We start from the raw sequence: 21,505 nt of genomic DNA, 5'->3' as shown, positions 1-21,505 counted from the left end.
CCGGCGTCGCTTTCCCTGCGTACCGGCCGGCGGCGCGGCAGGATGGTACGCGTGACGACTCCAGAGGCGACCGGTTACCGGATCGAACGTGACTCGATGGGCGAGGTGGAGGTGCCCGCCGAGGCGCTGTGGCGGGCGCAGACCCAGCGCGCGGTGCAGAACTTCCCGATCTCGGGGCGCGGGCTCGAACCGGCCCAGATCAAGGCGTTGGCCCAGATCAAGGGGGCGGCTGCCCAGGTCAACGGCGAGTTGGGCGTGATCGACGCGGACGTGGCCGAGGCGATCGCCACGGCCGCCGCGCACGTCGCCGCCGGGGGCTACGACGACCAGTTCCCGGTGGACGTGTTCCAGACCGGTTCCGGCACGTCGTCCAACATGAACACCAACGAGGTGATCGCGTCGCTGGCGAGCCGCGAGCTGGGCCGCGACGTGCACCCGAACGACCACGTGAACGCGTCGCAGTCCAGCAACGACGTGTTCCCGACCTCGATCCACCTGGCCGCCACCCAGTTCGTGGTGGAGGATCTGCTCCCGTCCCTGACGCAGCTCGCGATGGCGTTGGAGGCGAAGGCGGCCGAGTTCGAGACCGTGGTGAAGGCGGGCCGGACGCACCTGATGGACGCCACGCCGGTGACGCTCGGGCAGGAGTTCGGCGGGTACGCCGCGCAGGTCCGCTACGGCGTCGAGCGGCTGGAGTCGGCGCTGCCCCGGCTGGGCGAGCTGCCGCTCGGCGGCACCGCGGTGGGCACCGGCATCAACACCCCGCTCGGGTTCGCGGGCAAGGTGATCGGGCGGCTGCGGGACTCGACCGGCCTGCCGCTGTCCGAGGCGCGCAACCACTTCGAGGCGCAGGGCGCGCGGGACGCGCTGGTGGAGACGTCCGGGCAGCTCCGCACCGTCGCGGTCGGCCTTTACAAGATCGCCAACGACGTACGCTGGATGGGTTCCGGCCCCCGCGCGGGCCTGCGCGAGCTGCGCATCCCCGACCTCCAGCCCGGCTCGTCGATCATGCCGGGCAAGGTCAACCCGGTGGTGGCCGAGGCGATGCGGCAGGTCTGCGCGCAGGTGATCGGCAACGACGCGGCGGTGGCCTTCGCCGGCTCGCAGGGCGACTTCGAGCTGAACGTGATGCTCCCGGTGATGGGCCGCAACCTGCTGGAGTCGATCAAGCTGATCGCCGCGTCCAGCCGGCTCTTCGCCGAGCGCCTGGTGGCCGGCCTGGTCGCGGACGCCGAGGTCTGCCTGGCGTACGCGGAGGGCTCGCCGTCGATCGTCACCCCGCTGAACCGCCATCTCGGGTACGACGAGGCCGCCTCGATCGCCAAGGAGGCGCTGGCCAAGCAGGTCTCCATCCGCGAGGTGGTGATCTCGCGCGGGCACGTCGACTCGGGCAAGCTCACCGAGACCCAGTTGGACGAGGCGCTGGACCTGCTCCGGATGACGCATCCCTGAGGTCAGGGCATGGCCCGGCGTCGTGCCCAGCCGAGGAAGCGGGCGAACAGGGCGGCCGGGTCGAGCCGTTCGGCCGGGTGCAGCCGGTGCAGGTCGGCGGTCGCCTCGTGGAGCACGCCGCAGAGATAGACGCTGAGCCCGACCGGGTCGCCCGCGCACTCGTCGAGCAGGGTGAGGCGCGCGTCGGCGCACGGCCAGGGCGTGCCGCACGTCCGACAGAGCCAGAGCGGGCGTAGCGGCAGGTGGGGCCGGTCAGGGAGGGGTATGTGCGGTCCCTTTCGAGCTGAGTCGTTCGTGACATCGCCGCCCCGGGCTGGTGTGGGAACCGCCCGGCCGGTGGAGCGGACGGTCCTACCGCGACGCCGCACTTGGGAGATCTCGTGCCGATTACCCGTATGGCTTACATGGCTCGGCTCGTCGTTTGCCGAACGAAGGGGCCTCACCACAGCCATAAGCTTAGAGACCTTTAGTACCTAAGGCAATGTTGGTCTTGAAGGCGTGTATTGCTCATGATCCGATGGAGGTGCCGAACGAAGGAAACCTCCCATGCCCATACCGAGCGCCGGCTACCGAGAGGTTGCCGAAGACCTGGCCACCCGGATCAAAAGCGGGGAATACCCGCGAGGTGAGCGGCTGCCCACCTACAAGGAACTCGCCGATCTCTACAGCGTGAGCGTCACCACCGTGCAGCGGGCGATCATCATCCTTCAGGACCGGGGCCTCGTTGTGGGCTTGCAGGGTCGTGGCCTGTGGGTCGCGGAGGCGCTGCCGAGCTGACGCGGTGACCACAGATCTTGGTACGAAACGGCCCTCGGAGGGGCGCAATTCTTCCAAGATCTACCGCAACACCAGCCGGGCCACCGCGGCGGTAATTGCCTCGCCCCGGGCGACGGGTCGGCGGGATGATCCGAGCGTGTCTGACGACGACGGGGTGTTGCGGGAGACCGGCCGGCTGACGCTGCGCCGGTTCACCATGGCCGACGTGGACCGACTGGTCGCGCTGGACGCCGACCCGGAGGTCATGCGGTTCCTCACCAACGGTGTGCCCACGCCGGCCGCGACGATCCGCGACGAGGTGCTGCCCCGGCTGCTCGCGCAGTACGACAGGCATCCCGGGCTGGGCCGGTGGGCCGCGCTCGACCGGTTCACCGGTGAGTTCCTCGGCTGGCTGGCGCTCGACCCGTCCGACGACGGCGGTGAGGCGGAGCTGGGCTACCGGTTGCGCCGTGCGGTGTGGGGGCACGGGCTGGCCACCGAGGGCGCGCGGGCGCTGGTGCGGCACGCGTTCGACACGGTCGGCGTGCGGCGGGTGTGGGCGCAGACCATGGCGGTGAACGACAGGTCCCGCGCGGTGATGACCCGCGCCGGGTTGCGCTACGCCCGCACGTTCCACCTCGACTTCGACGACCCGATTCCGGGTACGGAGCACGGCGAGGTGGAGTACGAGCTGCTCCGGGCGGACTGGCCCGCGATCCGTCAGGAGTGGGACGCCGCCCTGCGGGCCCGGTAGGCGCTGACCGCGGCCCGGTTGCCGCAGCCGGCGTCGCAGAACCGGCGGGACCGGTTCTTCGACAGGTCGACGAGCACGTTGTCGCAGTCGGGGTGGTCGCAGCGACGCAGCCGGGTCAGCTCGCCGGAGCGGACCAGGTCGGCCACGGCCATCGCGGCCTCGACCGCCATCCGGGTGGCCAGCGGCGCGTCGAGAGGCACGGCGTGCAGATGGTACGGCTCGTCGTCGTGCCGGATGAGCTGCGGCAGGGCGTGCGACTCGCGGAGCAGCCCGTTGACGATCTCCACCACCTCGTCGGTGTCGGCGTACCAGATCCGGCGCAGCCGGGGCCGCAGCGTGCGGACCTGGCGCAGTTCCGCCTCGGTGTGCTCGTGCCGGCCGCTCCACCCGTACGCGGTGAAGAACGCGTCGAGCGCGTTGACGTCCGGCAGGTCCTCCCGGCCCGGGCCGGTGGTGTTCACCAGTGCGGCGGCGGCCACCAGCCCGCACTCGGTGTCATGAGCGAAAAGCAACTTGACTCCTGTCGGACGGCACCCCTAACGTCATCAGCGTAACGCTTCTTCACTCATGACCGGGGGAATGTCGATGCGCGAACGGTCCGGCACCGGGCTCGGCCTGGCCCTGCTCTCCGCGCTCACGTTCGCCACCTCGGGCACGTTCGCCCGGCCGCTGATCACCGGTGAGTGGTCGGCGGTCGCCGTGGTGATCGCCCGGGTCGGCATCGCCGCGCTGGTGCTGGCCGTGCCCGCCCTGCTGGTGCTGCGCGGTCGCTGGCCGGTGCTGCGCCGCAACGCGCTCACCGTGGTGCTGTTCGGGCTGCTCGGGGTGGCCCTGGCCCAGGCGTGCTTCTTCAACGCGGTCCGGTACCTCCCGGTCGGCGTGGCGCTGCTGCTGGAATACCTCGGCATCGTGCTGGTGGTCGGTTGGATGTGGCTGGTCCACGGCCAGCGACCCCGGGTGCTGACCGTGGCGGGTTCGCTCACCGCGCTGGCCGGGCTGGTGTTCGTCCTCGACCTCACCGGCGCCGGGCGTCTCGACCCGACCGGCGTGCTCTGGGGGCTCGGCGCCGGCGTGGGGCTGGCCGGCTACTACGTCATCGCCGGCCGCGTCGACGCCGAACTACCCTCGGCGGTGATGGCCAGCGGCGGCATGGCCGTCGGCGCCGTGGCGCTGCTGCTGCTCGGTGGGCTGGGGGTGCTCCCACTGGCCGCCGGGACCGCCGACGTCAGCTTCGCCGGGCATCGGGTGAGCTGGCTGGTGCCGATCGTCGGGCTGTCGCTGATCGCCGCCGTGGTCGCGTACCTGGCCGGGGTCGCCGGGGCGCGGCTGCTCGGCGCCCGGCTCTCCTCCTTCGTCGGGCTGACCGAGGTGATGTTCGCGGTGCTGATCGCCTGGTTGGTGCTGAACGAGCTGCCGAGCGCGATCCAACTGGTCGGCGGCGCGCTCATCGTCGGCGGCGTCGCGCTGGTCCGGGTGGACGAGCTGCGGGCCGGTCCGGGGGAGGCGGCACCGGCCCCGGCCGGGGCGGCGCTTGTCGGTGAGCGGTGACCGCACCCCGACCGCCGTCGTCTTCGACGCCGACGAGACCCTGGTCGACCTGCGCCCGGCGGTCATCGGCGCGCTGCCCCGGCCGGCCGGCCTTGAACCCGACGCCGAGGTCTCCACGCTGGCCGAGTTGCCCGGGGTGCTCGCCGCGTTGACGAGCGCGAATGCCTGATTGTGGCTTATTCCGGGCGCACACCTGGCGAAACTCGCTCCCGTGATGTGGGATGACTGCCACGTCCCTCAACGAGAGGATCTGATGTGGTGAGCAAGCGCTTCACCGCCGGTGCGGTCGCGGTCGCGGCCTCGCTGGCACTCACGGTGACCGGTCTGGGGGTTCCGGCGACGGCCGCGCCGACCAGCACCCGGACCTTCACCGTGCTGGCGGAGAGCGGCGTCTCCACCGACGCCGCGATCGCCGCGATCAAGGCGGCCGGCGGCACCGTCGTCTCCCGCACCGACGACGTCGGCCTGTTCCAGGTGCGCAGCGACCGGGCGGACTTCGCCAGCCGCGCCACCGCAGCCGGCGCGCTCCTCGGCGCCGCCGAGGAGAAGGCGATCGGCCGCAAGCCCAAGCTCGACCGGGTCGAGCAGGAACACCTGGTGGCCGCCGCCGCGACCAAGGGCAAGGTCGCCAAGGGCAACGCCAGGAAGATGGACCCGCTGGACGACAAGCTCTGGGGCCTGGACATGATCCGGGCCGACCGGGCGCGCAAGATCGAGCCGGGCGACCGCCGGGTCACCGTCGGCGTCCTGGACACCGGCGTCGACGCCAGCCAGCCCGACCTGGCCCCGAACTTCAACTGGGCGCTGTCCCGCAACTTCGCGCCGGACATCCCCGACGTCGACGGCCCGTGCGAGGTGGCGAGCTGCCTCGACCCGGTCGGCACCGACGACGGCGGTCACGGCACCCACGTGGCCGGCACGATCGGCGCCGCCGCCAACGGCTTCGGCCTCTCCGGCGTGGCCCCGAAGGTCTCCCTGGTCGAGCTGAAGGGCGGCCAGGACAGCGGCTACTTCTTCCTCAACCCGGTGGTCAACGCGCTGGTGCACGCCGGTCGTTCCGGGCTCGACGTGGTCAACATGTCCTTCTACGTCGACCCGTGGCTCTACAACTGCGCCGCCAACCCGGCGGACAACCCGGAGCAGCAGGCCGAGCAGCGGACCATCATCGAGGCCATGAAGCGGGCGCTGAACTTCGCCCACCGCAAGGGCGTCACGCTGGTCGGCTCGCTCGGCAACAACAACGAGGACCTGGGCGACCCGCGGACCGACGAGAGCAGCCCGGACTACGGCGACACCCCGCCGTACCCGCGGCCGATCGACAACGCGAGCTGCTGGGACCTGCCGGTCGAGGGCCCGCACGTGATCGGTGTCTCGGCGGTCGGTCCGTCCGGCAAGAAGGCCGACTACTCGAACTACGGCACCGAGCAGATCTCGGTGGCGGCCCCGGGTGGTTGGTTCCGGGACGGCTTCGGCACCGACACCTACCGCACCGACGCCAACATGATTCTCTCCACGTACCCGAAGAAGGTGCTCCAGGAGGAGGGGTCGGTCGACGAGGACGGCAACATCGTGGCCGGCTTCGAGGACTCGGTGTTCAAGCAGTGCACGGCCAAGGGTGAGTGCGGCTACTACACCTACCTCCAGGGCACGTCGATGGCGTCCCCGCACGTCTCCGGCGTGGCCGCGCTGATCGTCAGCCGGTACGGCAAGCAGCAGGGCCGCAACGGCTACGGCATGGCGCCGGACCAGGTCGAGCAGCACCTCTACCGGACGGCGGCCGAGCACGCCTGCCCGGAGCCGCGGCTCCAGACCTACACCAACGAGGGCCGGGACGAGACGTACAACGCGTACTGCGCGGGTTCGTTGAACTTCAACGGCTTCTACGGCTACGGCATCATCGACGCCTACGCGGCGGTGACCACGCCGGTCAGGCCGAACGCCAAGCCGTAACCCATTCCCCGCACCCGCGAGGCCCGGACGACTTCGGTCGCCCGGGCCTCGTGCTGTTCCCGTCGGCCGGGCTTCCCGAATCCACAAGGGTGGCGATCCGTAATCCCGCTCATCGCTGTCCACTTCGCGGCCTATGACGTTTCTGCAGCTCAGGGCAGGTGTGCCCGCCGAAGGCCCCTACCATTCCCGACCGTTGCGCAGTTGACTGAACACGAAGAGTCACTGCGAGCGCGAACTGATGGCCGGGGAGAAGTGCGGAGGCCGCCGGTCCGTGCGGGGAGGAACAGTCATGTCCGACGAGAAGACCACCACCCAGGGGACTGCCATCCCCAAACAGAGCACGGCCGAGGCGGCGCCGGCCATCGGTCCCGCCGACCCACCCGACTACTTCGGCTTCACGCCGAACTTCGCCAACAGCCCGCTGCGTCAGGTGATCGGTGGGGTGCAGTACCCGGGCCTCCGGAAGTTCATCAACACCCTGCCCGGGCTGGGCCCGACCAAGGCCAACGAACTGGGCAACTACCTCCCGGTGGCGGCGCCCGACACGATCACCTACCCGGGCAGCGACTACTACGAGATCGGCATCCAGCAGTACACCCAGCAGATGAGCCGGGACCTGCCGTCCACTCGGTTGCGGGGCTACAAACAGCTCAACAACGGCACCGACCCGTCCGGCCACAACACGATCGCGCCGCCCGCGCGGCCGTACTACCTCGGGCCGGTGATCCTCGCGCACCGCAACCGGCCGGTCCGGATCAAGCTGGTCAACCAGTTGCCGACCGGCCCCGCCGGCAAGCTCTTCCTGCCGGTGGACGTCACCATCTGCGGCGCCGGCACCGGGCCGTTGAACCCGACCGAGCTGTACACGCAGAACCGCACCGTCGGGCACATGCACGGCTCGGAGACGCCGTGGATCAGCGACGGCACGCCGTTGCAGTGGTTCACCCCGGCCGGCGAGACCACCTCGTACCCGAAGGGCGCCAGCTACGCCGAGGTGCCGGACATGCCGCCCGCCGGCGGCGGCGCGGTGACGCTCTACTTCCCCATGCAGCAGAGCGCCCGGATGATGTGGTTCCACGACCACACCGAGGGCATCACCCACCTGACGCCGTACAGCGGACAGATCAGCTTCGTCCTGCTGGACGACCCGGTGGAGCAGCAGCTCGTGACCGATGGGGTGATCCCCGCCGAGCAGATCCCCATGGTCATTCAAGACAAGACGTACGTGCCGGACCCGCCGCAACTGGCCCAGCAGGACCCCACCTGGGACACCGCCAACTGGGGCGGCAAGGGCAGTCTCTGGATGCCGCACGTCTACATGCCGAACCAGAACCCCTACAACGAGGCCGGCGCCAACCCGATGGGTCGCTGGGACTACGGCCCCTGGTTCTGGCCGCCGTTCACCGGCATCGAGTTCGGCCCCGAACCCAACCCGTACTACGACCCGGTCACCCGGCCCTGGGAGCCGCCGGTGCAGCCGGCCACCCCGACGCCCTCGATCACCCCCGAGGCGTTCATGGACACGCCCGTCATCAACGGCTGCCCGTACCCGGTGCTCTTCGTGCAGCCGAAGGCGTACCGGTTCCGGATCCTCAACGCCTGCAACGACCGGGCGTTGAACCTCCAGCTCTACCACGCCGCCTCCAACGGAACGATGTGGAACACCAACGGAACCCTGCGCGACGGCGACGCCGGCGAGGTGCACATGGTGGAGGCCTGCCCCAACCCGGACTTCCCGCCCACCTGGCCGACCGACGGTCGCGCGGGCGGTGTGCCGGACCCGAACGCGGTCGGTCCGGACTGGATCCAGATCGGCAACGAGGGCGGCCTGCTGCCGGGCGTCGCGGTCATCCCGCCGCAGCCGATCAACTACGAGTACGACCGCCGCTCGATCACCGTGCTCAACGTCTCGGACCACTCGCTGCTGATCGGTCCGGCCGAGCGGGCCGACGTGATCGTCGACTTCTCCCAGCTGCCGCAGGGCACGAAGATCATCCTCTACAACGACGCCCCGGCCCCGATGCCGGCCTACGACACCCGGTACGACTACTACACGAACGACCCCGACCAGACCGACACCGGCGGGGCGCCCAGCACCCCGCCCGGATACGGGCCGAACACCCGGACCATCGCCCAGTTCCAGGTGAACGGCACCCCCGCCCCGCAGTTCGACCTGGCCCGGTTGCAGGCCCGGCTGCCCCAGGCGTACGGGCAGAGCCAGCCCAAGCCGATCGTGCCGGAGAAGGCGTACGACGCGGCCTTCGGCACCACCACGCCGAAGAACACCTACGTGGCGATCCAGGACACCGAGATCACCTTCACCCCGATCGGCGGCAGCGGACCGGTCACCCTGCCCCTGCAGCCGAAGGCGATCGTCGAGGACTTCGACCCGGTGTACGGCCGGATCCTCACCAACCTGGGTGTCGAGCTGCCGAAGACCAGCGCGTTCATCCAGACCACCATCCCGCTGCCGTACATCAACCCGCCCACCGAGATCCTCACCATGTCGAACCTGGCCACCCCGGTCGGCTCGCCCGGTGACGGCACCCAGCTGTGGAAGGTCACCCACAACGGGGTGGACACCCACTTCATCCACTTCCACTACTTCAACGTGCAGCTGATCAACCGGGTCGGCTGGGACGGCGTCTACAGCCCACCCGACGCCAACGAGCTGGGCTGGAAGGAAACCGTGCGGATGAACCCGCTGGAGGACTGCATCGTGGCGATGCGGCCCGCCCTGCCGGCCAATCTGCCGTTCAAGGTCGGGGACAGCGTCCGGCTGCTCGACCCGACCCAGGTGCCGGGCACCACCAACGGCTTCGCCCAGATCGACCCGCAGACCGGGAACCCGGCCGTGGTGACAAACGTGCCCTACGACTTCGGCTGGGAGTACGTCTGGCACTGCCACATGGTCGACCACGAGGACTTCGACATGATGCGGCCGATGGTGATCCGGGTGTCGCCGGCGCCGCCGACCAACCTCACCGCCACCGCCACCGCCGGATCGACCACGGTCCCACCGGCGATCGTGCTGACCTGGACCAATCCCGCCGGCCTGCCGGCCGCCACCCAGGTCCTCGTGCAGCGATCCACCACCTCCACGTTCACCGCCAACCTCACCACCTTCACGGCCGCGGCGGGGGCGACCAGCTACACCGACTCGACAGCGGTGCCCGGTACTACCTACTTCTACCGGGTGCGGCGGGAGAACAGCGCCAGCTACTCCGGTTGGTCGAACACCGCGTCGGCGGTGGTCACCCTGACCGCCCCCACGAACCTGACCGCCACCCAGCCGAGCGGCACCCCGGTGCGGGTCACGCTCAACTGGATCAACCGGTCGTACTCCACCTCGGTGGAACTCCAACGCGCGACGAACGCCGCGTTCACCACCGGCCTGACCACTGTCACGCTGGGCGCCAACGCGACCAGCTACACCGACACCACGGTCGTGGGCGGCACCACCTACTACTACCGGGTGCGCACCGTCTATCTCGGCGTCGGCTCGCCCTGGTCGAACACCGCGACGATCACCGTCGGCGCCCCGCCGGCCGCCCCGACGAACCTTGCCGGCACGGCCGTCGCCGTGGCCGGAGGCACGGCGACCGTGAACCTCACCTGGCAGGAGAGCGCCAGCAGCGTGGTCACCAGCTTCGTGCTCCAGCGGGCGACGAACGTGGCGTTCACCGCCAACCTGGCCACGTTCACGCCGGCCGGAACCGCTCGCAGTTACAGCGACACCGGACGGGCCCGGTCGACCACCTACTACTACCGGATCCAGGCCGTGAACTCGTTCGGCAGCTCGGCGTTCAGCGGCGTCATCGCCGTGACCACACCGGCCTGACCGGAACCGGTGCGGCGGCGTCCGACTCTCCCGGGCGTCGCCGCCTCTCCGAGCGGTGAGGCGACATCGGCGAAGCTGGCGCGACGGGATGCGCGTCTTCGGACCGGTGCGCCGGAGTGGAGAGGTCACGGACGCCAGCCGCGGGCCACCAGCGCGGCGCGGATCTCGCGGACCAGGGCCGGGAACTCCTGACGCAGGCGTCGACCGGTCACGTGCAGCACCAGCCAGCCAGCCCCCACGAACTGGTTGAGCCGACACCGGTCGAGGTGCATCCGATCGGGATCCGCGTGCCACCGACCGTCGTACTCGACCGCCACGCGGAACTCCGGCCACGCCAGGTCGGGATGCAGGACAGGGCCGGCAGGCACGCGTACCGGGTGCTGTGCCACCGGGCGCGGCAGACCGGCGAGCACGAGCCGCACCCGCAGATGTGACTCGGGCGGTGACTGGGCGCATCCGTCGGTCAGGCCGAACACCCAGGACGCCCGCCGGCCGCCCGGACGGCCGGCGTTCCGCGCCGCCTCGGTGGCGAGCCCGGCCGGGCTGACCGCACGGACGCGCAGCAGCCCGTCGATGATGCCGACGGCACGCACGGGATCGGCCCAGACCGCCGTCTCCCAGGCGCAGGCGATGGGTGCGGTGCGGGGCAGCGGCCCGGCCGGACCGGGCGGCCTCGGCTCCCGCGGCCCGGCCGGGGCGGGTGTTCTCGGGTTCGGTGGGCTGGTCGGGGTGGAGGTTCTCGGGTTCGGCGGTCCGGCCAGGCTGGGCGGTTTCAGGTTCGGTGGCCCGGCCGGGGCGGGTGGTCTCATCAGTTCCGGCGGACCGATCGGTCCGGCCGGCGATCCGGGGGGAGTCGTCGGGCCGGCCGGACGCGGCGGGCGGTGCCGAACCGGCGGCCGGCCCGGGCCCACCGCGTCGGGTGGCCGGAGGGCCGGGAGTCGTCTGCCCGCGTCGCGCCGCGTGGTCGTGTCGGTCGACATGGCGGCACGTGCCGGCATCGGGCCGAAGCCGGTCGGCGCGGCGGTGCTCGTCGGTGCCGTGGCGGCGCCGGCGGGGACCAGCAGGCCGCTGCGGGTGCTGGACACCGGGGCGTGGTGCACCCGGACGCCGGGTTGGGAGTCGGCTCGGACCGTGGCCGGCAGCAGGACGTGCACATCGTCGGTGAAGTCGGCGGCGTGCTCGACCCCGTGCAGGTAGGCCGCCGACGGCCCGGCGATCGACGTGCCGGGCGGCATGCGGAGCAGCACGGCGCGGCAGGCCAGCTCGTGGTCGCGGTCGAGGCGGGCGTCGGCGTAGACGTCATGCCGGAGTCGGAGCCAGGACGCGCCCCGGAGGTGGTGACGCGAGAGAAGGCCGCGCCGGACCGCGTCCGAGCCACGAAAGACCTGCCAGGCCAACTGCGGCGGGCGATGAGGATGAGGTGGCATCCGACAAGCGTGGTGGCGCCGAGGCGGCTGTCGACAGCCCTGTGGACAACCACAAAGACCGAGTCCGTACCACGCCTGTGGACAGCCCCCACCGGCGCCCGCGATGTGCTAGGGGCCCGCACCCGTTCCCGAGCCGCCGCCGCGGCGAGGAGACGCCGTTCCGGCGAGATGGGCGTATCCGCGGCGGGTGGCGCCGCCAGTTCGCCGAGGTGGGCGTATGCGACCCGGGCGGATGCCGCCACTTCCCCGAACCTGCGCCCGGCGGCCGGCGGCCGGCGGGGTGGGCGCGGTCAGGAGAGCGCGGCGGCGACCGCCTCGGCGGCGGCGGTGACCTGGGCGCCGACCTCGGTCACGTCGAGCGGGGTCAGCGAGACCACGCCGACGCTGCCCTCCAGGCCCGGCACGCCCAGCACCGGCGCCGCCACCCCGTACGCCCCGGACTGGAGTTCCCCGCTGGTGCTCACCGGGCCGGCCGCGCCGGCCCGCCCGGCCAGCACGGCCCGGCCGGCCGCGCCCCGCTCCAACGGGTGCCGGGAGCCGGTCCGGTACGCCACGTGGAACGCGGTCCAGCTCGGCTCGACCACGGCCAACGCGACCCCCTCGCCGCCCTCCACCACGGTCAGGTGGGCGGTCGCGCCGGTCCGCTCGGCGAGCCGGCGCAGCGCCGGCAGCGCACCCTCGGCGAGCAGCGGCTGGGCGCGGCGGGCCAGGTGCAGCACGCCCGCGCCGAGCCGCAGCCGGCCCTCGCCGTCGCGCCGCAGCATGCCGTGCCCGGTCAACGCGCCGACCAGCCGGTAGACGGCCGCCCGACCGATGCCGAGCCGGTGCGCGGCCTCGGTGACGGTCAGCCCGCCCGGCGCGTCCGCGACGAGGTGCAGCAGGCGCAGACCCCGGTCCAGGGTCTGCGCGGTCTCTCCCGGGCGTGCCGCCGTGTCCACAGCACGCAGCGTACGACCCGGCTCGGGCCAACCCGGAAATGTGTGGAGGGCTACCCTTGGGAGGTGACGCTACGCCTGTATGACACCGCCACCCGATCGGTGCGGGACTTCGTCCCGCGGGAAGCCGGCAAGGTGGGGGTCTACCTGTGTGGTCTCACGCTCCAGGCGCCCCCGCACATCGGCCACCTTCGTTCCGGCGTCAACTACGACGTGCTGCGTCGCTGGCTGCTGGGCAAAGGGTTCGAGGTCACGTTCATCCGCAACCTGACCGACATCGACGACAAGGTGCTGGCCAAGGCCATCGAGCAGGGCCGGCCGTTCTGGTCGATCGCGTACGCCAACGAGCAGATCCTCACCGCCTCCTACCGGGCGTTGAACGTGCTGCCGCCGACCTACGAGCCGCGGGCCACCGGTCACGTTCCGGAGATGCACGAGCTGATCGCCCGACTGATCGAGACCGGGCACGCCTACCCGGCCACCGACGGCTCCGGCGACGTCTACTTCGACGTGGCGTCCTGGCCGGCGTACGGCTCGTTGTCCGGGCAGTCCCCGGCCGACATGCAGCCGGCCGGCGACGCCCCCGACCGGGGCAAGCGCGACCCGCGTGACTTCGCGCTCTGGAAGGGCGTCAAGCCGGGCGAGCCGACCGAGGCCGCCTGGCCGTCGCCGTGGGGCCGCGGCCGGCCCGGCTGGCACATCGAGTGCTCGGCGATGTGCTGGCGTTACCTGGGCGCCGAGTTCGACATCCACGGCGGCGGGCTCGACCTGACGTTCCCGCACCACGAGAACGAGATCGCCCAGTCGCAGGCCGCCGACCTGCCGTTCGCCCGCTACTGGGTGCACCACGGCCTGCTCGGCATCGGCGGCACCAAGATGGGCAAGTCGCTCGGCAACACGCTCGACCTCGACTACGTGGCCTCGCTCGGGGTGCGCCCGGTGGAGCTGCGCTACTACTACGCCGCCGCGCACTACCGGTCCCGCATCGACTACTCCGAGGACGCGCTGCGCGAGGCCGCGGTCGCGTACCGGAGGATCGAGGGCTTCGTGCAGCGGGCGGTCGAGCGGGTCGGCGTAGGCCGACCCGGTGAGCTGCCCGCCGGTTTCGTGGCGGCGATGGACGACGACCTCAACACCTCGGCGGCGCTCGCCGTGCTGCACGAGGTCGTCCGGGACGGCAACACCGCGCTGAGCGGCGGCGACGATGTGACCGTCCGCACGACGCTGGCCGCCGCGCGGGCGATGCTGGATATCCTCGGCGTCGACCCCCTGGATCCGGCCTGGACCGGTGGCGACCGCACGGACGACCTGCGCGGCGTGGTGGACTCACTCGTCGCGTTGGCCCTGGAGCAGCGCGCGCAGGCCCGTGGCCGCAAGGACTGGGCCGCCGCCGACGCGGTCCGTGACCAGCTCAAGCAGGCCGGCGTGGTCGTCGAGGACACCCCCCAGGGCCCGCGTTGGACTATTGGAGAGCAGGACTGATGGCCGGCAACTCGCAGCGCCGTGGCCGGCGACTGACGCCGAAGGCAGGCGCCCCCAAGGGCACCGGTGGCAAGAACAAGGACTCCCTCGCCGGCCGGGGGCGCACCCTGCCGGCCGACGAGCGCCCCTGGCACAAGGCCTACTCGGGCACCGAGAAGCTGCCCCAGCGCACCGCCTGGAAGCAGGACAAGGAGCGCCGCGCCGCCGCCGAGGAGGGTCGCGCGCCCAAGATCGGCCAGCCCGGCAGCAAGGACACCACCTGGGGCAGGGGCGGCGGTCGGGGCGTACCCACCGCCAAGGGCCGCGGCGGCGGCAAGCCGGCGGGCCGGTCCGGCGGGCCGCGGGTCTCCCCGGGGCGCAAGTCGAACCCGGCGAAGGACAGCCCCGAGCTGCTCGTCGGCCGGAACCCGGTGCTGGAGTCGCTGCGCGCCCAGGTGCCGGCGACCGCGCTCTACACCGCGCAGGGCATCGACATGGACGACCGGGTCAAGGAGATCGTCCGTACCGCCGCCGACCGGGGCATCGCGATCCTCGAGGTGAGCCGCGCCGAGCTGGACCGGATGACCGGCGGGGTGCTGCACCAGGGCGTCGGCCTCCAGGTGCCGCCGTTCGCCTACGAGTCGTTCGACGACCTGGTCACCGCCGCACTGGAGCAGGCCGCCCCGCTGCTGGTCGCGCTGGACGGGGTCACCGACCCGCGTAACCTCGGCGCGGTGATCCGGTCGGCCGCCGCGTTCGGCGCGCAGGGTGTCTTCGTGCCCGAGCGGCGGGCCGCCGGGATCACCGCGACCGCCTGGCGGACCAGCGCCGGCGCGGCCGCGCGCGTTCCGGTCGCCCAGGTCACCAACCTGACCCGGTCGCTGAAGGCGTGCAAGGAGGCCGGCTTCATCGTGGTCGGCCTGGACGCCGACGGGCAGACCGACCTGTACGACCTGGAGGCCGCGGTCGGCCCGCTGGTCGTGGTGGTCGGCTCGGAGGGGCGCGGGCTGTCCCGCCTGGTCGGCGAGACCTGCGACCTGACCGTCAGCATTCCGATGATCTCCGACGTGGAGTCGCTCAACGCGAGCGTCGCCGCTGCGGTCACGCTCGCCGAGGTCGCCCGCCGCCGCGCGGTCGAGGGCTGACCCGCAAGCACGGAAAAGGGGCGGTCCGCCGTGGCGGGCCGCCCCTTCTGCTTCGCGTACGTCAGATCCGCTTGCCGGTGGCGGCGTTGAAGACGTGGTTGCGGCCGGTACGCGGCTTGACGAACACGGTGTCGCCCATGTTCGGCATGCTGCGCCGGTCGGTGCGGACCACGAAGCGCTCGTTGTGGCCCTCGAGCGCGGCGTGACCGTAGATGTTGGCGTCGGAGCCCAGGTCCTCGACCAGCTCGACCACGACCGGCATGCCACCCTCGGACGGGCTCACCAGGTCGCAGTCCTCCGGGCGGAAGCCGACGGTGACCTTGTTGTCGCCCCCCTCGGCGCGAGCCGCCGCGATCTGCTCACGGGTCAGCGGGATGATCATCTCGGCGAAAGCGCCGCCCTGCTCGGTCAGCGGCACCGTCTTGATGTTCATGGCCGGGGAGCCCATGAACCCGGCGACGAAGACGTTGGCCGGGGTGTCGTAGAGCGCCCGCGGCGTGTCCACCTGCTGGAGCACGCCGTCCAGCATGACCGCCACCCGGTGACCCATGGTCATGGCCTCGACCTGGTCGTGGGTGACGTAGACGGTGGTGACGCCGAGCTTCGCCTGGAGCGAGGCGATCTGGGTACGGGTCTGCACACGCAGCTTGGCGTCGAGGTTCGACAGCGGCTCGTCCATGAGGAAGACCTGCGGCTCGCGGACGATCGCGCGGCCCATCGCGACCCGCTGGCGCTGACCGCCGGAGAGCGCCTTCGGCTTGCGGCTGAGGAACTCCTCGAGCTGGAGCAGCCCGGCCGCCTCCTTGACCCGCCGGTCGATCTCCGACTTCGAGGTCTTGCGCAGCTTGAGCGCGAACGCCATGTTCTCGTACACCGTCATGTGCGGGTAGAGCGCGTAGTTCTGGAAGACCATCGCGATGTCGCGGGCCTTCGGCGGGAGGTGGGTGACGTCCCGGTCGTCGATGTAGATGGCACCGTCGTCGACGTCCTCCAGGCCGGCGAGCATCCGCAGGCTGGTGGACTTACCGCAGCCGGACGGGCCGACCAGGACGAGGAACTCCCCGTCACCGATCTGGAGGTCGAGCTGGTTGACGGCGGGGCGCTCGGTGCCCGGATAGATCCGGGACGCCTTCGCGTAGGTGACCGTAGCCATGATGAAGCGCTTCCTTTCACCGGCAGGAACGTGCCGGACGATCCGAGTGAAGGAGCGACCGGCACCCAGGGTGCCGGCCAACGGGAGCGTCGCCCGGGCAGCCGAGGCCGGCCCGGAGTGTCGTCCGTGTCACTGCACCGTAAACGGCTTTCGCGTTCGTGCCAAGACGAGACGCAGCGGGTGGGACGGACCGCATACACATTTCGGTCAGTCGGGCACTGAGAGGCATCAATCTCCCCGCTGTGAGCGCTATCAGTGGACGATCGGCCGGTCGACCCGGTGAGGTAACTGACGTTTTCCGTGCTCGGGAGCCCTGCCAGGCGGGATTTTCCAAGCCCAGTCGCTATGCTGAGCCCGTCACACGCGCCCCTGTAGCTCAGCTGGCCAGAGCACTCGCCTTGTAAGCGAGATGTCGCCGGTTCGATCCCGGCCGGGGGCTCCAATTCCACAAGGCGATCCCGGCCGGTGGCCGTCGTGATCTTCCCGGTTGACAGCAACGCTGACAGCAACGGGGTTCACGACAGCCGCCCGTCGAGCTTGCCGAGCGCCTGACGCATCGCGTCGAGGTTGGCGTGAGCGTAGACCTTCAGCGTCACCTTGACGGGAGGGCGGCCCGCTCCTCCTGCTGGCGCTCCCGGTGCTCCATCAGCGTGAGCCAGGTGAACTCGGGCAGCGGTAGCACCGCCTCGGAGTCCTCGGTCTTGGCGTCCAGGACGTGAAGCGTCCCGGCGAGAGGAGTTGATCAAGGTGTCGGACCGCGGGGGGAGAACAGTCGGACGGGTACGAGGATCTGGGTGTACTCGCCGCGTTGGTTGCGCGGGACCACCTTGGTTCCCTCGACCCAGATCCACTGCTCGCGCTCTGGACGGTTGAGCACCAGGCGGACGCCGGTCACCCGCAGCATCACCGGGCCGTCGGATGGACGGTAGCGGTCGGCCGCTTCCACCCGGAGCACTATGCCGAGCCGTACCCGAAGGTCAAACACCGCGCCTCCTTGCCGTCCGCGCCAAGGCTGGCGACGGAATGCTTGATGAGGGGCTGATCTGAAGCCCGGCGATCTTCGCCAAGACCTCCCGCTTCGCCGACGCTTGCCCGTCGGTCGGGTTGATGACGTAGCCGATCAGCCATACCCAGCCGTCATACGCCGGCCAGTCACCGATCGCGGTCACCCGCAGCCACAGCGCCCGATCGCCGCGGAACTGCACCGACGCGCGACCGTCTAGGTAGACCAGTTCGGCCGGCTTGGGTGCACCCACCGGAACCGGGTGGCTTCTGCGGGGCGCCGGAGTGGGCGGGCTCTCTCGGGACCCGCGTTCGGGTCGCGGTCCCATGCCAGCACCCACCCCGGGCCAGCCTCAGCAGGTCGTCGTGCGACCGGAGCCCGCGCAGTCCAGGCAGGACCGTCGAGCCAGGGAACGATTTCGCTCCGACCCCTGCCCGAAGGCCCGCGTAGCGGACCGCGCAAGGGTGTACTTCCAGCCGGCACCCGAGCAGGATTGGCAGTTGGTCGATACGTTCAGCCCCGTCATGCAGACAGGTTCAGGCACATACCGCCCAGTGACCCGGAAAATCCTTCCGGGGTCGCAGCCGGACGAGGGGAGAAGGTGAAACGGTGCACCGGACAACCAACACCCTGACCATCGGCGAGCGCATCGCCTGGTACCGCCGCCGGCGCGGCCTGTCGCAGGAAGTCCTTGCCGGACTCATCGGCCGCACCGCTGATTGGCTCGGAAAGGTCGAGAACAACCGCATCGAGCTGGACCGGCTCTCCGTAATCAAGTCCCTTGCCGAGGTCCTGGACGTATCCCTCGGTGACCTCCTCGGCGAACCCGTGCTGCTTGACTGGACCGCCGACACCGGTACCGGCACCGTTCCCGCTCTCCGGTCGGCGCTCATGAACTACCGCGCCCTTGCCCCGTTCGGCGGCACTTTCCACGACGAGCCACCGACCGTTGCCATGCTGCGCAAGGATGTCGGCGCGCTCTGGGACGCCTACCAGGACTCCCGATTCGGGTACGTCACCGGCCGACTACCCGACCTGCTCCACCGCGCCCAGGCCGCCGCCGACCGTCACGAGGGCGACGACCAGGACCAGGCCCGCCGGCTCCTCGGCCTTGCCTATCAGCTAACTGCCACCCAGCTCACCAAGCTCGGAGAGGTCGACCTCGCCTGGATCGCTGCCGACCGCGGCTTGGCAGCCGTCCGGCCCACCGGCGACCCGCTTATCACCGGTTCTCTGTTCCGGTCCGTCGGTCACGCCCTAAATGCCACCGGCCGTTACACCGAAGCCGTACGTCTCACCGAAGACGCCGCCGGCTACCTGGAGCCCCACCTGGCGCACGCCTCGCCGGCCCTGCTCTCCGTCTACGGCACCCTCTTCCTGTCCGGCTCCATGGCCGCTGCCCGCTCCAACGACGCCGGCACCACCCGCACCTTCCTCGCCGCAGCAGAGCACGCCGCCGACCAGCTCGGAAACGATGCCAACCACCTCTGGACCGCGTTCGGCCCGACCAACGTCGCCATCCACCGCGTCGCCACCGCAGCAGAGCTGGGTGATCTACAGGTGGCCGTCGACCTCGGCCCGCGCGTCGACACCACCGGACTCCCGATGGAACGTCGGGTACGGCACGCCCTCGAAGTCGCCCGCGCCTACAGCTCGTGGAACCGCGTCGACGACGCCCAAGCCGTACTGCTCGAAGCAGAGCAGATGGCGCCCGAGCAAGTCAGGCACCACTTCCTCAGCAGACAACTGGCGCTGACCTGGGTCCGCCGCCAGCGCGGTAAGCCGCCGGCCGAGCTGGTCGGCCTGGCTCGCCGGCTGAAGGTGCTCGACTGAACCGAGGCATCTAGGCTGCCCTGGTGACGGCCAACGAGATGCCACCCGTGGCGACCCCACGCGTCGCCGCCGGCGCCCTGTTCTTCGACAACGAAGGCAGGGTGATGCTCGTGCGCCCGAGCTACAAGAAGCACTGGGACATCCCAGGCGGTTACGTCGAAGCCGGCGAGTCGCCGCGGGCAGCCTGCGTACGGGAGATCCGAGAGGAACTCGGCCTCACGCCCGCGCTCGGACCGATGCTGGTCGTGGACTGGGCACCCGCCGAGCGCGAGGGCGACAAGCTCCTCTTCATCTTCGACGGCGGGTCACTTGAAGCCGAGCAGGAGCGCGCGATCCGCTTCGCGGACGGCGAACTCACCCAATGGCAATACGTAGACGCAGAGTCCGTAGAACACTACGGCCCCTCCCGGCTTGGCCGTCGGATCCGCACCGCGATCGCAGCCCGCAGCAGTAGCGTCTCCGCGTACGCCGAGCACGGCAGTGCTGTCTGACACGCGGACCTACTCAAGACCGCGCACAACGGGCTCCACGCTCCGCTGCGGATGCGCGGCCTATCGTCGACCCTTTCGCCACAGCAGTTAGCGCGGGGAGTCGGCCACGGGCACGACGTCCTTTGGGCACCTCGACGAGACTCTCTCCGAGAGATTCTCGTATCGTCATGTAAGTGATCATGGGGGAGGTTCTGCGTGGGTGGCTGCCGGGCCGAGTTCGGCAAGCTAGACATCCCGGGCGGTGGCCCTGGGTGCTGTTGGCGTTGGTAGTGATCGGTTGCGCTGGCCTTGTTGTGGTGCCGGCCTCATGGGCGGTGCGTAAGCAGTTGGAGGCGGAGCGGGGCGAGGCGACGCCGGAGGCCGCGGCCCGGGTGTGGCTGTTGCAGCTCAGCGCTGGTGAGGAGTTGGGGCTGTCGCGGGTGCTGGCCGGCGCGCGTCATGACGAGCTGCGGCAGCAGTGGCGGGACTACCGGGCCGAGATGACCGGGACTGGCCGGGAGCCTTCGAAGTTGGAGAGTGTGGGGCCGAGTGCGATCGAGCACCAGGCCGACGACCGTGCCAGGGTGACCGAGCAGGTACGCGCGGTCTGGTGGGACGACGCGCAGATCCTCGCCGGTACCGCGCATGCGTGGCGGTGGGAGTTGCGCAAGGATCGCGGCGGGTGGCGGGTCTGGTCCGTCGACCTTCCGGCCTGGTGCGGGGTGCACATCCGGGCGAACCTGTGCCCGTGACGAGCGTTGAGCGAGTGCGGCAGCATGTGCCGGTGAGTTTCGACCTTGACGTGCTGGCCATCGACGCGGCGGCGAGCGGCGACGCGGTGCGCGCCATGGTGAAGCGCTGCAGCAGCGGCGAGCATCCCGAGGGCGAGCTGGACGAACGCATCGTCGGCTTCTACGAGAGTCTGCGCGCCCGCTACCCCGACCTCCCGCCATACCGCGATGACTCGCCCTGGATGTCGATGCCACTCGACGTTGGTATCGACCACGTCAGCATGAACATGAGCTTCGGGCAGCGGAGCACTCCCGCCATCGAACTGATCCTGAATCTTGCAGCGCGATATGGGCTGACGATCTACGACCCGCAGAGCGATGAGGTGACCCGACCTCACCGTTGATGTGACATGTCAAGCATCTGGTGAGACGCGACTGTCAAGCATGTCCCGTGACGGGACAGAGAGCCTGTAGACGCAACTGCCGAAACGCTCTCTTCAGGATCAAGCGCGCTCCGCGCGGCGCGCGGCCGGGCGCGGTAACCGGCTCCTGACGGAGCCGCCGCCCCGCCCGCCTTCGGCGGCGGGGCGGAAAGTCAGCCGGCCCGAACCCCACGCCCGCCCCGCGCGTCACACCTGGGTCAGTGAAGTGACCCGGTGACGGTTCCTGAAGGACGACCAGGGCCAGGCGGACACGCTTCCATCCGGTGTCGGCGATCCCGAAGCAGCACGAGGTCCGGCAGGCCACCGCGGCGGACGAAGTTGCCGAACGGTTCCGCACGGTCGCTCAGGCCCAGGGTGGGGAAGGGGCGTAGGTGGGCGTGGGGGTGGTGAGGTGAGGGAGGGGGCGGGGTTAGGGCTGTGCCTCCGGCGGGGGCCAGACGACTCCGAGATGGAGTTGCCGAACGGTTCCGGTAGGAGAGTGGTTGAGGTGGGATGCCATCCCGCCAGCCACCGACCCAGGCAAGCCGAGCAGACCAGGGCCAGGGTGACAAGGTCGTACGTCCGGTAGGGCGCTCCACCTTGTCACCCTGGCCCTGGCCCGCT

Annotated in this window: 19 protein-coding genes and 1 tRNA gene; 14 read left to right on the top strand and 6 right to left on the bottom strand. The window is 70.7% G+C overall.

The window, feature by feature from the left end:
- The first annotated feature begins 42 nt into the window (after positions 1-42).
- The 3 genes from C8054_RS27075 (at position 43) to C8054_RS27060 (ending at position 2,962) form a co-directional block, all read left to right on the top strand.
- Positions 43-1,452 carry a class II fumarate hydratase gene (locus tag C8054_RS27075; RefSeq protein WP_199199940.1) on the top strand — a complete coding sequence of 470 codons (1,410 nt, stop codon included), beginning with the start codon at positions 43-45 and terminating at the stop codon, positions 1,450-1,452.
- 546 nt (positions 1,453-1,998) lie between these two features.
- On the top strand, positions 1,999-2,229 hold the full coding sequence (locus C8054_RS27065) for a winged helix-turn-helix domain-containing protein (protein WP_107161689.1): 231 nt from the start codon (positions 1,999-2,001) through the stop codon (positions 2,227-2,229).
- 136 nt (positions 2,230-2,365) lie between these two features.
- Positions 2,366-2,962 (top strand): GNAT family N-acetyltransferase, encoded by a 597-nt coding sequence (locus C8054_RS27060; RefSeq protein WP_107161687.1) that lies wholly within the window; start codon positions 2,366-2,368, stop codon positions 2,960-2,962.
- On the opposite strand, the gene C8054_RS27055 is transcribed toward C8054_RS27060, so the two are convergent.
- On the bottom strand, positions 2,929-3,474 hold the full coding sequence (locus tag C8054_RS27055) for a CGNR zinc finger domain-containing protein (RefSeq protein WP_107161685.1): 546 nt from the start codon (positions 3,472-3,474) through the stop codon (positions 2,929-2,931). The genes C8054_RS27060 and C8054_RS27055 overlap by 34 nt on opposite strands.
- A 73-nt stretch (positions 3,475-3,547) precedes the next feature.
- On the opposite strand from C8054_RS27055, the gene C8054_RS27050 reads away from it, so the two are divergent.
- The 4 genes from C8054_RS27050 (at position 3,548) to C8054_RS27035 (ending at position 10,301) form a co-directional block, all read left to right on the top strand.
- On the top strand, positions 3,548-4,510 hold the full coding sequence (locus tag C8054_RS27050; protein WP_107161769.1) for a DMT family transporter: 963 nt from the start codon (positions 3,548-3,550) through the stop codon (positions 4,508-4,510).
- The gene (locus C8054_RS32905; RefSeq protein ID WP_233220202.1) at positions 4,500-4,679 is read left to right on the top strand and encodes a hypothetical protein; all 180 of its coding nucleotides are present in this window, start codon (positions 4,500-4,502) and stop codon (positions 4,677-4,679) included. Before C8054_RS27050 ends, C8054_RS32905 begins: the two co-directional genes overlap by 11 nt.
- Before the next feature lie 89 nt (positions 4,680-4,768).
- Positions 4,769-6,460 carry a S8 family serine peptidase gene (locus C8054_RS27040; protein WP_199199939.1) on the top strand — a complete coding sequence of 564 codons (1,692 nt, stop codon included), beginning with the start codon at positions 4,769-4,771 and terminating at the stop codon, positions 6,458-6,460.
- 289 nt (positions 6,461-6,749) lie between these two features.
- Entirely contained in the window at positions 6,750-10,301 is a 3,552-nt protein-coding gene (locus C8054_RS27035) for a hypothetical protein (protein ID WP_107161681.1), read from the top strand.
- A 125-nt stretch (positions 10,302-10,426) separates the two neighbouring features.
- On the opposite strand, the gene C8054_RS27030 is transcribed toward C8054_RS27035, so the two are convergent.
- Together C8054_RS27030 and C8054_RS27025 are read right to left on the bottom strand one after the other, a co-directional pair.
- Positions 10,427-11,728, bottom strand: coding sequence for a hypothetical protein (locus C8054_RS27030; protein ID WP_107161679.1), 1,302 nt, complete (start codon positions 11,726-11,728; stop codon positions 10,427-10,429).
- A 290-nt stretch (positions 11,729-12,018) separates the two neighbouring features.
- Positions 12,019-12,666: an IclR family transcriptional regulator gene (locus C8054_RS27025; protein ID WP_107161677.1), complete on the bottom strand. Its 648-nt coding sequence runs from the start codon at positions 12,664-12,666 to the stop codon at positions 12,019-12,021.
- Positions 12,667-12,729: 63 nt separating this feature from the next.
- On the opposite strand from C8054_RS27025, the gene cysS reads away from it, so the two are divergent.
- Positions 12,730-14,145, top strand: a complete 1,416-nt coding sequence (gene cysS / locus C8054_RS27020) for a cysteine--tRNA ligase (protein WP_107161675.1) — start codon at positions 12,730-12,732, stop codon at positions 14,143-14,145.
- Positions 14,145-15,269, top strand: coding sequence for a 23S rRNA (guanosine(2251)-2'-O)-methyltransferase RlmB (gene rlmB, locus C8054_RS27015; protein WP_107161673.1), 1,125 nt, complete (start codon positions 14,145-14,147; stop codon positions 15,267-15,269). The genes cysS and rlmB overlap by 1 nt, the downstream gene beginning before the upstream one ends.
- Before the next feature lie 61 nt (positions 15,270-15,330).
- On the opposite strand, the gene C8054_RS27010 is transcribed toward rlmB, so the two are convergent.
- Positions 15,331-16,422, bottom strand: coding sequence for an ABC transporter ATP-binding protein (locus C8054_RS27010; protein ID WP_107161670.1), 1,092 nt, complete (start codon positions 16,420-16,422; stop codon positions 15,331-15,333).
- Between the two features lie 365 nt (positions 16,423-16,787).
- Here C8054_RS27010 and C8054_RS27005 point away from each other — a divergent pair.
- Positions 16,788-16,864, top strand: a tRNA-Thr gene (locus C8054_RS27005).
- 300 nt (positions 16,865-17,164) lie between these two features.
- Here C8054_RS27005 and C8054_RS26995 read toward each other — a convergent pair.
- Entirely contained in the window at positions 17,165-17,407 is a 243-nt protein-coding gene (locus C8054_RS26995; protein ID WP_107161667.1) for a hypothetical protein, read from the bottom strand.
- A complete protein-coding gene (locus C8054_RS26990) occupies positions 17,400-17,678 on the bottom strand; it encodes a hypothetical protein (RefSeq protein ID WP_107161665.1) in 279 nt (92 codons plus the stop codon). Before C8054_RS26990 ends, C8054_RS26995 begins: the two co-directional genes overlap by 8 nt.
- A gap of 356 nt (positions 17,679-18,034) precedes the next feature.
- Between C8054_RS26990 and C8054_RS26985 the strand changes: the two genes are divergently transcribed.
- From C8054_RS26985 to C8054_RS26970, 4 genes are all read left to right on the top strand, one after another.
- Positions 18,035-19,258 (top strand): helix-turn-helix transcriptional regulator, encoded by a 1,224-nt coding sequence (locus C8054_RS26985; RefSeq protein ID WP_107161663.1) that lies wholly within the window; start codon positions 18,035-18,037, stop codon positions 19,256-19,258.
- Positions 19,259-19,281: 23 nt separating this feature from the next.
- Positions 19,282-19,749, top strand: coding sequence for an NUDIX hydrolase (locus tag C8054_RS26980; protein WP_233220201.1), 468 nt, complete (start codon positions 19,282-19,284; stop codon positions 19,747-19,749).
- 296 nt (positions 19,750-20,045) lie between these two features.
- Positions 20,046-20,480: a hypothetical protein gene (locus tag C8054_RS26975; protein WP_146179990.1), complete on the top strand. Its 435-nt coding sequence runs from the start codon at positions 20,046-20,048 to the stop codon at positions 20,478-20,480.
- A 32-nt stretch (positions 20,481-20,512) separates the two neighbouring features.
- Positions 20,513-20,863, top strand: a complete 351-nt coding sequence (locus C8054_RS26970) for a hypothetical protein (RefSeq protein ID WP_233220200.1) — start codon at positions 20,513-20,515, stop codon at positions 20,861-20,863.
- Positions 20,864-21,505 lie beyond the last annotated feature (642 nt).

Origin of the sequence: Micromonospora sp. RP3T (assembly GCF_003027925.1) — a bacterium.
Lineage (GTDB): Bacteria > Actinomycetota > Actinomycetes > Mycobacteriales > Micromonosporaceae > Micromonospora.
Note: the sequence above shows the minus strand (reverse complement) of the source record. Positions and strands in the feature narration are given on the sequence as shown.

Coding starts and splice junctions, on each gene's coding strand:
- C8054_RS27075 (WP_199199940.1), top strand. CDS start 43: ATGGTACGCGTGACGACTCCAGAGGCGACCGGTTACCGGATCGAACGT.
- C8054_RS27065 (WP_107161689.1), top strand. CDS start 1,999: ATGCCCATACCGAGCGCCGGCTACCGAGAGGTTGCCGAAGACCTGGCC.
- C8054_RS27050 (WP_107161769.1), top strand. CDS start 3,548: ATGCGCGAACGGTCCGGCACCGGGCTCGGCCTGGCCCTGCTCTCCGCG.
- C8054_RS27035 (WP_107161681.1), top strand. CDS start 6,750: ATGTCCGACGAGAAGACCACCACCCAGGGGACTGCCATCCCCAAACAG.
- C8054_RS27030 (WP_107161679.1), bottom strand. CDS start 11,728: ATGCCACCTCATCCTCATCGCCCGCCGCAGTTGGCCTGGCAGGTCTTT.
- rlmB (WP_107161673.1), top strand. CDS start 14,145: ATGGCCGGCAACTCGCAGCGCCGTGGCCGGCGACTGACGCCGAAGGCA.
- C8054_RS27010 (WP_107161670.1), bottom strand. CDS start 16,422: ATGGCTACGGTCACCTACGCGAAGGCGTCCCGGATCTATCCGGGCACC.